Consider the following 13,766-nt stretch of genomic DNA (forward strand, 5'->3'; position numbering starts at 1 on the left):
GCGCCGCGCGGCTCACGGCGCCGGCAGCGTGGCCGGCGCGGCCGATGCGCTGCAGCGCAGCCGCAGCGCTGCCCGGGGCGTCGATCTGGATGACCAGATCGACGTGGCCGACGTCGATGCCGAGCTCGAGCGACGACGTCGCGACGAGGCAGCGGAGGCGGCCTTCCTTGAGCAGCGTCTCGACCTCGAGCCGCTGCTCGCGGGCGACGCTGCCGTGATGCGCGCGGGCGAAATCGTCGCCGGCCCGCTCGTTCAGCCGCAGCGTCAGCCTTTCGCTCAGCCGCCTGTTGTTGACGAAGACGAGCGCCGTGCGCGCGTCCGCTTCTTCGATCAGCGCCAGCACGCGCCGCACGAGCGGCGTCCATACCGCGTCTTCGGTCGATTTCGCGGTACGGCCGAGCGGCTCCGGCAAACCGACCCGCAGCGCGTAGCGCTTGTCGCCGAAATGCTCGACGATGCGCACCTCGCGGGGGCGGCCGTCATCGTCCCGGCCGCCGAGGAAGCGGGCGATTCGCTCGATCGGCTTTTGCGTCGCCGACACCCCGATGCGCTGCGGCTCGCGCCCGCACCACGCCACAAGCCGCTCGAGCGTCAGCGACAAGTGCATGCCGCGCTTGTCTCCCGCCACATCGTGGATTTCGTCGACGATCACGCTGCGGACCGTGCGCAGCATATCGCGGGCACGAGGCGAGGTAAGCAGCAAGTATAGCGACTCCGGCGTCGTCACGAGCACGTCCGGCGGCTTGCGCAGCATCGACGCGCGCGTGCTTTGCGCCGTATCGCCCGTGCGCACGCCGACGGTCAAGCCGGGCCAGGCCGCGTTTTGCCCGAGCCGGTCCGCGTGCCCGGCCATCTGTTCGGCAAAGTGCACGACGTGATGGCGAATATCGTTGTTTAGCGCTTTGAGCGGGGTTACGTACAGCACCCGCACGCCCGGCGTCCAGGTGCCCGCTGCAGCTGCAGCTTTGTCGCGCACGATATCGTCCAGACACGGCAACAAAGCCGCCAGCGTTTTGCCGCTGCCGGTCGGCGAAGAGATCAGCGCGTGCGCGCCGCTGCGGATATGCTCCCACGCTTGCAGCTGGACACCCGTCGGGGTGCCGAACTGCGCCTCGAACCAAGCGCGAATGACCGGATGAAAGCCGAAGCGTTCCAATCCTGCGGAATTGTCCGTACTCATCCGTAAAATCCCCTCCGATCGAACGGTTGCTCTGCTATTTCCATTTTACTACAGGCGGCCGTCTAACCCAACCTGCAGTCCGAGACATTCGGTTGGAACGGACGGAGCCCGCCCGCTTCGCGCGTCCCTAATCGTTTCCGGACAATGCTTGTCGGGCAAAAGCGATCCATTCCCGCGCCGCGAACGACAAATAGCCGTCCTTACGCCATATCATAGCCAAATGCCACGGAATCGCCGGGTTCGTAAGCGGAACGATTCGCACCCGGTCTTCGTCCAGCTCGCGGCAGATCGCCTCGGGCAGGAAGGCGACGCCGAGATTGGCCGCCGCCATCTCGCTGATGAAATCCCACTGCGAGCTTTTGTACACGACGTTAGGCTCAAACCCTAGCCGCGCGCACTCGGCGATGATCCGGTCATGCAGCGCAAAATTTTCATGGAACAGCAGGAAGGCATCGTCCTTCAGGTCGAGAAGAGACGCTTCGCGGCTTCCGGCGAGCCGGTGCGACGGATGAACGACAAGCATGAGCCTCTGCTTGACGAACGGGAACGAAGCGAACTGCTCCTCGTTAGTCGGAAGCAAAACGACTCCGATATCCAGTTCCCCAGCCCCGACGTCGGCCTCGACTTTTTTCGAACCGTCCTCGAACAGCTGCAGCATAATCCCGGGATACTGCTCGCGGAACTGCCCGATCACTTTCGGGAAAAAACTCGCACCGACCATCGGCGGCAGTCCGATCCGGATGCGGCCCCGTTTTACCTTCGTTAATTCGTCGAGATGCGACGTCATCTCCTCGAACGACTTGACCATATGCTGGGCTTGCGTCAGCAAAACCGAGCCGGCATCCGTCAACTCAATGCGTTTGCCGATGCGGTCGAACAATGCGACGCCCAGCTCCTCCTCGAGGTTTTTGATCATTTTGCTGATCGTCGGCTGCGTAATATAGAGCGCCTGAGCGGCTTTCGTAAAGCTTTTCCACCTGGCCGCCTCGAGAAAATATTGCAAGTGCCGCATATCCATACGTTGGTTCCTGCTTTCCATAGACAGATGGCATGAAAAACATTCTATATATGTATTTTACCTATGGAAGAAGCCGCTGTACACTTTCAATGAGAAAGGGGGGGCGGCGTGAAGAAAGCGTTCAACACAATCGTTCAAATTTTCGTTTTTATATTGATCTCGTGGGCTATGAACAAGCTTGTCCTCTGGCTGCGTCTTCCCGTTCCGGGCAGCATTGCGGGCATGTTGGCCGTTTTTGTTTTGCTGCAGACGAAAGTGCTGCGCCGCGAGTGGCTCGAAGCCGGCTCCGGCTGGCTGACCGCCGAGATGCTGCTGTTTTTCATTCCGCCTGCCGTCGGCATCGTCTCGTACCGCAGCCTGCTGCTCAGCAGCGGAGTGCAGATCGTGCTGGTCGTTGCGCTAGGGACGGTGGTCGTTATGATGTGCAGCGGACTCGTTGCGCAAAGCATCGCCAAAAGGAAGGAGGGGGCGCGTCCGTCATGATCGAAGCGGCAAGCTTGTTCGGCACCATACTCATTTATATGTTGTCCAAGCGGCTTTACCGGCGCAAACCGTTATTGCTATTATCGCCTCTTATTACTACGCCGGCGGCACTCGTAATTTTGCTCGTTACGACGGGCACGCCGTTCGGTTCGTACAATGCCGGCGCTCACTGGCTGTCCGATATGCTCGGGCCGGCCACCGTCGCTTTTGCCGTTCCGTTATCCAAACATTTTGACCTGATCAAAAAGCACGCAGCCGAAATATTGGCCAGCGTGCTGGCCGGTTCTGCCGCGGCTGTCGCCTCTTCGTTTTGGATGGCCGAAGCGCTGCATTTGAACAAGCAGCTCATCTACAGCCTGCTTCCGCATTCGGTCACTACGCCGATTGCGATGAACGTGTCCGAGACGATTGGCGGCATTCCGACGATCACCGCCGTCGCCGTCATGATGACCGGCATTTTCGGATCGGTTGCCGGGCCTGCCGTCATTCGGCTGTGCAACATCCGGGGCGACATCGCCCGCGGCATATTGCTCGGCACGAGCTCGCACGGGGCGGGCACGTCCAAGGCGTTCGAATTCAGCAGCGTCTCCGGAACGGTCTCGAGCATTTCGATGATTCTTGCCGCAGTCGTTACGCTTGCCATAACGCCGTGGATTTTGGCGCCGCTGCACCTATTTCTATCCGGTGGACCCGGATAACGCTTTTTCCGCGACGTAACGGTCTCTCTTCTTGACATAGATATCGTATTGAGTGTTATAACCGATTCCACCGGCTGACCCAAAAGGCTCCATGTTTTTTATTCTTGTTCGGTATGAAATATCATTTGTGCTTAATTGATATGTAGCTTTATAGTATTCGTCCAGGTTAAATAACGTGGTAACTCTATATTTATGTTTCGAGAAAATATAAAGGAAAAGATCGACAAAAAGACCTTCCATAATTCCACCTCCACAACGATAGAGACGATCTAGCAAGGGCGGGGATTAGCGCCACGCGTCGCTGCATCTCGGGAAAAGCGGCGTAGGATGCCCACTCCAGGGTCACAGAGCGAATTTGTCGTTTGGGTGTTGGGAAATCAAACATGACTACCTGACAGTCACCGCCGTAAATGAAAATGGTTCGACCTCCGTATGCTTTTTCCAGACTCGAGGGGCATTTTCGAATAAATAGCGCCTAAGGTCGCTAATTGGAGAACATGGTGACGCTGTTTCGGCGGCCAAAAGGGAAATTTGCGATGGTAGAGACTACGTTGACTATGTTTACGACAATTGTTCGCTCGATACGGAACAACTGGTCTCTAGGCACGGTTTGCGAACTTTTATGCCGTAATAGTGCAACAAATGACTCAAATCAGCGACTTTGCGGCTTAACGGAACACATAAAAGCCCCCGCGCCTGCTACTGGCAGACACGAAGGCTGTCGCGGATTCAAAGGCTGACAGAGGTCAGATTTTCAGCTCCCCAAGCTTGATCAGCTCGACAACTGCTTGTGAACGACCTTTGACGTTCAGCTTCTGCATGACATTGCTAATATGGTTTCTAACAGTCTTCTCACTGATAAAGAGTTGCTGTGCAATGTCTTTTGTCGTTTTGTCCTGGACCAGCAGTTCGAAGACCTCGCGCTCGCGGTTCGTCAGCAAGAATTTGCTGTTATGGTCGCTGCCCTTCAATTTGTCACCCCTCCTTGCCCGAGTATTTTTATGTTACAAGGTATAGGGATACAGTCAAATTCATTGTATGAGCGGCGATTGTCAAGGGTGCGGTGACGAGGAAAAATGGGCTGCAAGCGGCATTTAACGGCACATGTGCTTTTCTTCTGCTGAAGGTGCCAATAAGGCGAAGCCGCCCCCTGTTTTACGGCGAAACAGACGACTCGGGGATTAGGCTGCGACAAAATTTTGATTCTGCTACCCGAAACGGCCAATTTATCGCGTCAAGCGATATTGCACCGAAAACAGGGGCCGTATGAGCTCAGGAGCCAACGCATTCTGCAAGAACGCTGTTCCGAAGCCCACGCGGCCCTCCCGCAATTTGTTAACGATGCTCGCCGGGTGCAATACACTCTGTTCAAGAGTGCGCCTTTAATGGAATCGAATCTGTCTTCGCTGCGGCCGCAAGGAATTCCAGTTTTTATAGTATCTCACAAGGAAGGCTACCTTTTCGTGGGATTAATAGGAACGTTTGATCACATTCTGAAATTAGAGTAAGATACATTTTTACAATTGAACCTGGGTAGGCATGGTTTCCCTTCGAAAAGAGGTGAAGCCATGGAAGGTAAAGATGCAATCCTCATCATGATCGCTTTTTCAACATTTGTCGTTGCTCTATTAACCTACATCGCGAATAATCAAGAGAAAGTAAAAACCCACCCTAAGGTTGACCGCCGAAGGTGGGTTTTTGTTCCATTCATCAACTTGAAGGGGCATCCCGTCCAAGCCAATTGTATAGGCCGAGTGTTCGCCGCACTCGGTCTTTCTAATGCGATTTTAACATAGGTGATGCGGTTTCAACAAGCGGGTTGACAACCAACCGTTTGATCATCATCCGACATGTTTAAAAGTGATTTCTTCAAGCTCGTTTCCTAAACGTTGAACGGAATGCAACCTTGAGCTTTGGGCCGCAATAGCCCGCCTACCGGCAAGCGCAGCGCTCCAACTCGAGCCCGCCACGGCCTTAAACCTCTCTATCTTCTCCCTTCGCAATCGGACTATCCTCGTACGAGATCCAATCGCTCCGGCTTCTGTGGCCGGGTCAAGTCGAACGGGACGCCAAGAAAAAGGCCAAGTGAAGCAAGGTAACATCCGGAAGGATGGATGGGCTGTAACGCTGTTGTTTGCAGATTGTTGAATGGTTGATTGAAGTGTTGTGTATTTCGAGCCAGGGGATTATCAAATACTAGCTTGTTGCCCTCCCCACATACGGATAAATCGGATCTCTTAATTCGAAGTCATACGTATTTCCATTCACGATGCCAACAACTTTCTCGCTATCATAAAGATCTAATAAAAATCCAGCCATTTCTTTTGCGGTATGAAATTTGGGAACTACTCCTTCATAACGAAACGCATCCAAGTCCAAAGCGCTTTTAATAAATTCAGTCGCAGTTGCAGCAGGAGCCAAGACTTTTACTTGCATGGCGGCTCCTTTTTCTTTCAATTCTTGCGCTATACCTTCTGTAAAGGCACTTACATAAAATTTTGTCGCGCAGTAGGCCACAGAATTGCCGACAATTTGGTATCCTCCTCCCGAAGAAATATTGATGATTTGCACCCCTTCAACATTTGCATAATCACGCACATAGAGAGAAGTCAGAACGGTTAAGGCTTCAATATTCAAGTGAAGCATCGCCGTAACTTTATTTAAATTTTGTTCCAGAACGGAAGCAAAGCTTCCAGATCCGGCATTATTAATCCAGGTTTCGATCCGATAATCCTGAAGACTTTCGTAGAATTTATAAACATTCGCAGTAGCGGATAAGTCACCCGTTCGAATGACAACATCCAGATCTGGGTTAAGGTCAGCCACTTTTGCTTTTAACTTTTCCAATTTTTCCGTTCTGCGGGCGGCTAAGATTAAGTTTTTTCCGCGAGCCGCAGCTGCCGGCGTACAGCTTCACGTTCGTAAAGCCGGCTTCGTCCAAAGCCAGCACGTCGGGCTTTTTGCTACTCCGTTTGCAGATAGCGGGCGGCTACCCGCGCGGACACTTTGGGACTGCATATCCAATCGTATATGACCGGGATGATCAGCAGGCTGATCAGCGTGGAGCTGATCATGCCGCATACGACGACGATGCCCAGCGACCGCGAAATGACGGCATCGCTATTACCCAGGAAAATTAAGGGCAGCAGGGTCAGAACGGTCGTCACCGCCGTCATCAGCACCGGACGCACCCTCGACGCTGCGCCTTGCAGGATCGCTTCCTGTGCAGCTAAGCCGCCGGCCAAGTTGCGCTCGATTTTATCGACCAGCACGATGCCGTTGGTTGCTGCGATTCCGGAAAGCATGAGCAGTCCGACCAGCGAGGCCAGGTTCCACTCGCCTCCGGTAGCGGCCATGCCGACGACTGAGCCGGTATAAGCGAAAGGAATGCAGATCAATACGGTCAGCGGCGCCCGCCAGCCTTTGAAGACGAGGCTCAGGATGAAGAGGACGAGCAGGCAGGATACGGCCAAAGCGATTCCCGTTTCATAAATCATCTGATCCACCTGTGCGGAAATTCCGTTGATGCTGTGCCTAATTCCTGCAGGCAGAGGCAAGCCGTCGACCAAATCTTTCACTTGTCCGGCAATCTTCTCTACATCCCTCGCGGTAATATTTGCCGTAACGACGGAGAAGGGGCGCCCTTCGCGTGTCTGAATGACGGACGGGGCGCTCGCAGGGCTTAAAGACGCAAGCTCGTTCAGCCGGAACGTCCGGCCGTCGCGCCCTTGGAACGTTTCTTGCCCGAGCAGCGTCAAAATTTGCGTCTGCGGATCGGCCGCGGCGGGTGAACCGCCGGCAAGTGCAAACTTGTCGGTATGGATGGCAAGCGGGACCGTTTCCTTATGCCCCGCGTTTACATCGATTCGCGCCCCTTCGGACAAATAGATCCGAATCCGCTCGTACACATCTTCCGGCCGGATTCCCGCCTTGTCCAATGCCGCGCGGTCGAGCGCGAGCCGGAAGCGGGGGAGTGCTTCTTTATCATTGACAGCGCCGGCCACGCTCAGCCCCTGAATATGCTGCAGCTTGCTTCGGATGAGCCGGGCCGCGGCGTCGAGCGCCGCGGCGTCGGCTCCGGAAAGCTCGATTTTGAGCTGCGAATCGTCGCCGGCAATATTTTGATTCGTTACCGTCACTGCCGCACTTCCCGCGAGGCCGGCAAGCTGAGTTTGCAATTGATCGATGACGGTCTGAAGCTCGGCGCCGTTCGTAACCGAGATTGCAATATTGGCGACACTTTCGCTCTGGATCCAGCCTCCGCCGGCATCGAACACATCGTCAAATTGTGGGGTGAAGGAAGAACCGAGAACGGAAGAGAACGAGGCGATGTCCTTGTTCGGCTTCAAAGCCTGCTCCATCCGTTTCACCGCAGCGTCTAGTTGCGTCAAGGCAGTCCCCTCCGGGAACTCCAGCTGCACGTTGATTTGGCCGGACCGGTTGGCCGGCAAAAAATTAACGGGCAAGAGCCATGCGCCTACGCCCGATAAAACAAATAAAAGGACGCATACGGCGATGACCGCTCTTCTTCTCCGGAACGCTCCGCTTAACAGTTTTCGCGCAATGGGCTCGATGGAAAGCGCCGAATCGTTCGCCCGTCTTCCATACCCTAGACAATAAAAAGCGGGGACGACAAAAACGGCGACGAGCAGCGACGTCAGCAGCGCAATGACGATGGACCAAGCGAACCCGGAGAAAGCGGCGCCGATCATGCCTCGGACGAATGCAATCGGGATGTAGACGGCAACGGTTGTCGCCGTGGAGGAGGCGATGGCGGGAATCATTTCGCCCGCAGCTTCCGCGATGAGGGCCGAGGTCGCTCGCCCGTGCGATTCCCGGATTTTGCGGTGAATATTGTCGAGGACGACGATCGTATCGTCAATCACTCTGCCCATGGCTACGATCAGACCGGATACGGTCAGGATGTTCAAGCTGATGCCCATCGCGTGAAGCAGTCCCGTTGCAGCTGTCAGGCAGACCGGAAGCGATAGGGCAATAAGCGCTGTAGACCGGACGTTCCGGAAAAAGAGAAAGACGCAGGCCATCGACAGCAGGCAGCCGAGCAGCCCTTCCTTAACGAGGCCGTACAAAGAGGCTCTAACTTGCTCGCCTTGGTCGAACAGCACGGACAGCTTGATATCTCCCGTCTTTACGCCGGGGACGTCCTGAATCCGGCTGCGAACGTTGTGCGAAACTTCGGTAATGCCCGCGGACGGCGTTTTCAGCACGTCGAAAAATACGCTGGCCGCCCCGTCGGTCCGGGTAATCGTCTGCACATCGAGCATCGACTCCGACAAGTCGGCGACGGCGGAAAGAGGAACGGTATGTCCATCCGCGGCGCGGACCGGGAGCTGCTTGAGCTCCTGTTCGCTAATAGTCAGGCCGGGGACTTGCAGGGGAATCGTTACCCGGCTGTTCGCAATGCTGCCCTGCATCCACGTCGATTGAATGCCGGTAAGCGATTGCTTCACATCGTCGACCGTTATGCCGTTTTTACCGAGGTCTGCCATCCGGAGCGTGAGGGCGTAACCGTATTTTGCCGCGCCGGTTGCGCGAACATCGCTTACTCCCGGCAAACTTTTCAGCTCGGCGGCGATTTGCGCCTGAACCGTTGTGCGCAAAGCGGCTTCTTCCATTTTCCCCGAAGGACTCGTCAAACTTAGCTTTATGACCGGAAAAGAGCTTGAGCTTACTCTCGTTACCGATGGCTTGCCGACGCCGACCGGCAAAGAAACGCGATCCAATGCGCGGGTTACGTCGCTCTCCGCACGGCGCATATCGAAGTCGAACGGAAAATGAAGGCCGATCAGGAGCCCGCCGTCAAAACTGTTCGTTTCCATCGATTCCAAGCCATCGACTTTACGGACAGCGTCTTCGAAGGGCCCGAGGACGGACGCCTGAATTTGTTCCGCTTCATAATCCGGAGCTTGCGCCGTAACGAGCAGGGACGGATTGTTGATCGGCGGCAAGTAATCCCGCTGCATCCGGTAAGCGGACATGCCTCCCCAGACGAGGATGAGGGCGAGGCATGTGACAACGAGGACGATTCGGTTCATGGACGCCGTAATCAGTTTGTTCATGCGAAGAGTTCACTCCTTGCCGCAAAGCGGATGCTGGAAAACTTATGCCCCTCCGTCATGAAAGCGGAGGGGCATGGGAGGCATTGCCGCTTCAGTTCTTCGCCGGAGAAGGGGCTTTGCTTGCCGGTTGTTCGGCAACTTCGTCCGGCGTAAGCACTTTGTCTTCGCCGGGATACGGTTGATCGAAGCCTTTCGTCGCGTACCATACCACATGATTCAGCATGTTGGCGTTCACTTTGTCCGGACCCGCGTTCGGACCGCTGAGGTTGACTTTATTTTGATCGGACCATTCCATCCACAGCTTCTCGATCTCTTTCGTGTCCTGCTTCGTCCCGTACGTGGATGATGTTACGGTTGCAGAGGCCGGCGCGATAGGATCTGCCGGCAGATTCGATCCCGGTGTTCCGTTCATCTTATCGAGCGCGATGCGATTCGGCACGAAGTCGTACGGCGTGAAGTCGGGCTCGTCGGTAAACAGCTCGCTCATCGGCAAGGCGGCGGCATCGTTCTGGTTCATCGCCGGGAGACCCAAAATTTGTTCGATCGTCCGGACCATGTTGATGACCGTCCAATAGTGGCTGTCGGTAATTCCTCTCTTGACCCACGGGCTGATCAGGAAAGCGGGCGCGCGGTGGCCGTCTACATGGTCGAGGCCGTTCTGCGCGTCGTCTTCCGTAATGACGATAAGGGAGTCTTTCCAGTACGGGCTGTGGGAGATGAGATCGATGATTTTGCCGACGGCAAGATCGTTGTCCGCAACTTGCGCCTGCGGCGTCGGGAAGTTTTTGGCGGTGCCGGCGGTGTGGTCGTTCATGACCCACATTTGCACGAGCCCCGGCAAATTGCCGTTTTTCACGTATTCCTCGAACTGCCGTTTGAAAATTTCATAGCGATACTGGTCCGGAATCGCCGAATCGAACGTAGGGAACGGCTTATAGGTGATCGGATTCAGCGATGGAATATCGCTCGTCGCCTGATAGTGCCCGATCGGCACGTGCAGATTGCCCTGCTTTTGTCCGGACAGGATCAAATAGTCGTTGTACCAATCCGTCCAGGTGCCGAACGGCTCCGGACCGGTAAACTGCGTCGTGTCTTCGCCGTAATTGACGACGGAGACGTTGTGATTCAAGGCATTGTCCCAAATGTGGCCGGTCGAAGCGTAAGCGAGCGAGTCGCCTGCACCGCCCGGGTAGCTGCGAACGTTGGCCGTATCCGTCTCTTTGTCCTCGTAGTCGGTATTCGTCGCCTGCATCACCCATTGGTGTCCGCTGGCCGATTGAATGCCGGAGACGTAGAAGTTGTCGAGCAGCGGGAACGTGTTCGCCAGCTTATGGAGATTCGGGGTGACGTTTTCGCCGAACTGGGTCAAGGACGGATCCGAATTCCCGCGCCCGATATCGCCCAGCACCTGATCGTAGGTGCGGTTCTCCTTGACGATATAGAACACGTGCTTGATGGGGGAAGGCTCGCCGATTCGTTCGGGCATCGCCGCCGGCTTCTTGTTGTTGCGCGGCTTGGCGTTCCGGCCGGCAATATCGAACCAGTTGTTGTTGGCGTACACTTCGTCCGTCCAATGCACGAGCTCGCTGTTGGAAGACGGGAGCGGGATCATCGAGATCGATCCTGCTGCGCATAAGCCGAGTGGCCGTTCACGCTGATTCCCTGGATCGTCAAGTTCCGGCTCAGGCCAAGCGAACCGACCCCGTCCGCGTTGGCGACCAGGAGGCGTTTGTTGGCATCGTCCGCGGCGATATCGACCGGGAACCATGCTGTCGGGACAAGCCCGAGAAGGCGCGGCGTTTTGGCCGGGCCGTTCCAGTCATATACGGCCAAAGCGTTGTTCCGGCCGAGGCTGACCACGAGCCGGTTGCCATCCACCATTTTGACGGCGTTGGGCGCGGAACCGAGCGGAGCGTTCGGGTACGGCTCGACTTTGATCGTCTGCACCACATCGTCGGTATTCGTATCGATGACCGATACGGTATCGCTGTTCGTGTTGGCAACGAAGAGATATTGGCCGGACACGGTCATCCGCGCCGGCTGAAGGCCGACATCGATCGTTTTCTTGACGGATAGGCCGGCAAGATCGACGACCGAAACGGTCCCCGACGCAGAGCTTCCCGCAGGCGTCGCCAATACGGGCGTACCGGACGAATCCACCGTAAAATCTCCCGGCTGGGCTTTCTTGCCGCCTACGTTCGTCACATATGCCGTACCGCCGCTCACGACGACGCTTGTCGGAGCGTTGCCTACAGGGATGCGGGCGGTGAGCTGGTTCGTCTGCAGATCGATCACGCCAAGGCTGTTATCGCGGTTAAGCGCGACGAGCAGTGTCTTTCCGTCCGGCTCCGGCACGATGTCTTGAGGATTGATGTTGCCGCCGACGCTGGCTAAAGGCAGGTTGATCGTATTTTTCACGGCGAGAGTTCCGTCTTCGGCAACCGACATGACGACAATTTTTCCCGTTGATCCGGACGAGCCCGTCGCATAAAGCTGAGTGCCGTCGGGAGAGTAGGCCAAGCCCCACATATGGCTGAGCTTCAAGGAAAAATTTTGAACAACGAGAGTTCCGGTCTTCAGATCGACGATGTTGACGCCGTCTCCGCCGTAATTGTTCCGGCCGACCAATACGGCAGCGGTCTTGCCGTCCGGACGCACTTTGACGGAAAGCGGATTGCCGCCAAACTCCACTTGCTGCCCGGCTGGGGTGACGAACTGGTTGACGGGCGTGAGCGCCTTGTCGTCGGACTGGCGTCCGACCATGCTCGTTCCGAACGGGTTTCCTACCCATGCGTAAGCGCTGCCTGCGCCGGCAAGGAGCGTTCCGGCCGAAACGAGGGCGACGATTTTTTTCTTGCTGACGTGCTCCCGCAGTTTCTTCAACTTTAATTCCCTCCTCATCTTAGGCTTCCTGGCTAGAGCCTACATCCAAAACTGTAACCAGGAAATGTAAAGCGAGCGTCAGAAGGGCGTGTAGATCGTGTTAATGGACAAATTCGTGCCAATGGACTTGTCAGCATGGGCCTTACCGGCTAAAAATATGGTAAAAAAAGGTCATAAAACAAAATATACCAATGATTTCGACAAATAACAGGGCGGTATGGGGGACGCCTTAATAGGCCAACGGATTGCAATTCGCCAACATAATTCGGCAAAAATATCAAACAATCTTAATAATTGCCGGGAATCAATTTAACTTTCGCATGTTATTCCCATCTCTAACTGAGAAGCAAAAAGGGCCAGGCTCGCGTTCCTGGAGGAACGTAAGCCTGGCCCTTTGCGCTCTTATTTGCGCGGTGCGGCGGTGGATTGTCTGATCATCAATTCGGTCGGCAGCAGGATTTCCACATGGGGCTCATCCCGATGGGCCATCCGCCAAAACAGCTGCTCGACGGCTTTTTTGCCGAACAGCGTCAAATCGATGGCTGCGCTCGTCGTGGCCGGTGTCGTGATGCGCGAAAACTGCCCGTTATCGAAGCTGCAGACGGATATGTCGTCCGGAATTTTGAAGCCCAGCTTCTGCAAATTGGAATGAAACAGAAAGCCGAGGCCGTCATTCGAGCAAAACCATGCCGTCGGCATCCGCTTCATGCGGGATAACCGATCATAGACGGCATCTCCTTGGTCAAGCGCGTCGGATACATCCTTAAGGATAAAATCGGGATCCGGCTCAATGCCGCAATCTTCGAGCGCCATCCTGTAGCCTTCCAGCCGTTCGTAGTAGCTAGGAGAAAATCCGATGTTGCCGGCAAACCCGATGTCCCGATGGCCGAGTTCAACCAAATGCTGAGTGGCTTCGTACGCCCCAAAGCGATTGTTCGTAAGAATGCAGTCAGCCTCGATTTTCGGGTGATGGTGATCGATGAGGACGGTGGGAATGCCTGTGTCCAGCACCGCATTGATGTATTCCGTACTGATGTGCGAAAGCACGAAAATGCCGTCGACTGCATGGTTTGCGCAAAAGTGGGAAGAACAAGATTGTCTTTGGCCTGCCCGTTAATCGATTGGATGAGCAAATTCATGCCGCGCGCGGACGTTTCCTGTTCGATGGACAAATAGATTTCGCCAAAAAAGCTCTTCTGGGCAAACGCGAACTCCGAAGCGATCAGCCCGATGTTGCCCGAGCGGTTGAGCGGTTTTTTCAAGCGGCCTTCCGGGTACAGGTAACCTAACTGCCGGGCGGTTTCGAGAACGAGCTTGCGCGTCTGTTCGCTTACGCCCGCTTTGCCGGTCAGCGCTTGCGAGACGGAGTTTTTCGATATGTTCAATTGATCCGCGATGTCCTGCATGGTCACTTTATTTTTCAT

The 13,766-nt window shown here is 55.6% G+C and carries 9 protein-coding genes and 2 pseudogenes; 3 read left to right on the forward strand and 8 right to left on the reverse strand.

The features are described 5' to 3' along the window. A partial coding sequence (locus tag SD70_RS14270) for a DEAD/DEAH box helicase (RefSeq protein WP_041048215.1) occupies positions 1 to 1,180 on the reverse strand: 1,180 nt, incomplete at its 3' end. A gap of 127 nt (positions 1,181 to 1,307) precedes the next feature. Beyond that, entirely contained in the window at positions 1,308 to 2,198 is an 891-nt protein-coding gene (gene cidR, locus SD70_RS14275; protein WP_041048216.1) for a cidABC operon transcriptional activator CidR, read from the reverse strand. Positions 2,199 to 2,306: 108 nt separating this feature from the next. On the opposite strand from cidR, the gene SD70_RS14280 reads away from it, so the two are divergent. After that, positions 2,307 to 2,681, forward strand: a complete 375-nt coding sequence (locus tag SD70_RS14280; protein WP_041048217.1) for a CidA/LrgA family protein — start codon at positions 2,307 to 2,309, stop codon at positions 2,679 to 2,681. Next, entirely contained in the window at positions 2,678 to 3,379 is a 702-nt protein-coding gene (locus tag SD70_RS14285) for an LrgB family protein (protein ID WP_041048218.1), read from the forward strand. The genes SD70_RS14280 and SD70_RS14285 overlap by 4 nt, the downstream gene beginning before the upstream one ends. Before the next feature lie 746 nt (positions 3,380 to 4,125). Here SD70_RS14285 and SD70_RS14295 read toward each other — a convergent pair. Beyond that, the gene (locus tag SD70_RS14295; RefSeq protein WP_041048220.1) at positions 4,126 to 4,350 is read right to left on the reverse strand and encodes a helix-turn-helix domain-containing protein; all 225 of its coding nucleotides are present in this window, start codon (positions 4,348 to 4,350) and stop codon (positions 4,126 to 4,128) included. A gap of 597 nt (positions 4,351 to 4,947) precedes the next feature. On the opposite strand from SD70_RS14295, the gene SD70_RS14300 reads away from it, so the two are divergent. Further along, positions 4,948 to 5,175 carry a putative holin-like toxin gene (locus tag SD70_RS14300; protein ID WP_041048221.1) on the forward strand — a complete coding sequence of 76 codons (228 nt, stop codon included), beginning with the start codon at positions 4,948 to 4,950 and terminating at the stop codon, positions 5,173 to 5,175. Between the two features lie 400 nt (positions 5,176 to 5,575). Here the strand turns inward: SD70_RS14300 and SD70_RS14305 are convergent. The 5 genes and pseudogenes from SD70_RS14305 to SD70_RS14320 all read right to left on the reverse strand — a co-directional run. After that, a pseudogene (locus tag SD70_RS14305) lies at positions 5,576 to 6,280 on the reverse strand (SDR family NAD(P)-dependent oxidoreductase); the annotation flags it as partial. Between the two features lie 62 nt (positions 6,281 to 6,342). After that, complete coding sequence (locus tag SD70_RS14310; RefSeq protein WP_041048222.1) at positions 6,343 to 9,459, reverse strand: efflux RND transporter permease subunit; 3,117 nt, start codon at positions 9,457 to 9,459, stop codon at positions 6,343 to 6,345. Between the two features lie 91 nt (positions 9,460 to 9,550). Then, positions 9,551 to 11,071: an alkaline phosphatase family protein gene (locus SD70_RS36940; protein WP_197081043.1), complete on the reverse strand. Its 1,521-nt coding sequence runs from the start codon at positions 11,069 to 11,071 to the stop codon at positions 9,551 to 9,553. Next, positions 11,068 to 12,342 (reverse strand): YncE family protein, encoded by a 1,275-nt coding sequence (locus tag SD70_RS36945; RefSeq protein WP_197081044.1) that lies wholly within the window; start codon positions 12,340 to 12,342, stop codon positions 11,068 to 11,070. Before SD70_RS36945 ends, SD70_RS36940 begins: the two co-directional genes overlap by 4 nt. A 402-nt stretch (positions 12,343 to 12,744) precedes the next feature. Further along, positions 12,745 to 13,766, reverse strand: a pseudogene (locus SD70_RS14320) (LacI family DNA-binding transcriptional regulator).

Source organism: Gordoniibacillus kamchatkensis (assembly GCF_000829455.1).
GTDB lineage: Bacteria > Bacillota > Bacilli > Paenibacillales > NBRC-103111 > Gordoniibacillus > Gordoniibacillus kamchatkensis.

Excerpts from the sequence above, each read along its gene's own strand:
- SD70_RS36940 (WP_197081043.1), bottom strand. The coding sequence starts at position 11,071 with ATGATCCCGCTCCCGTCTTCCAACAGCGAGCTCGTGCATTGGACGGAC.
- SD70_RS14285 (WP_041048218.1), top strand. The coding sequence starts at position 2,678 with ATGATCGAAGCGGCAAGCTTGTTCGGCACCATACTCATTTATATGTTG.
- cidR (WP_041048216.1), bottom strand. The coding sequence starts at position 2,198 with ATGGATATGCGGCACTTGCAATATTTTCTCGAGGCGGCCAGGTGGAAA.
- SD70_RS14310 (WP_041048222.1), bottom strand. The coding sequence starts at position 9,459 with ATGAACAAACTGATTACGGCGTCCATGAACCGAATCGTCCTCGTTGTC.
- SD70_RS14300 (WP_041048221.1), top strand. The coding sequence starts at position 4,948 with ATGGAAGGTAAAGATGCAATCCTCATCATGATCGCTTTTTCAACATTT.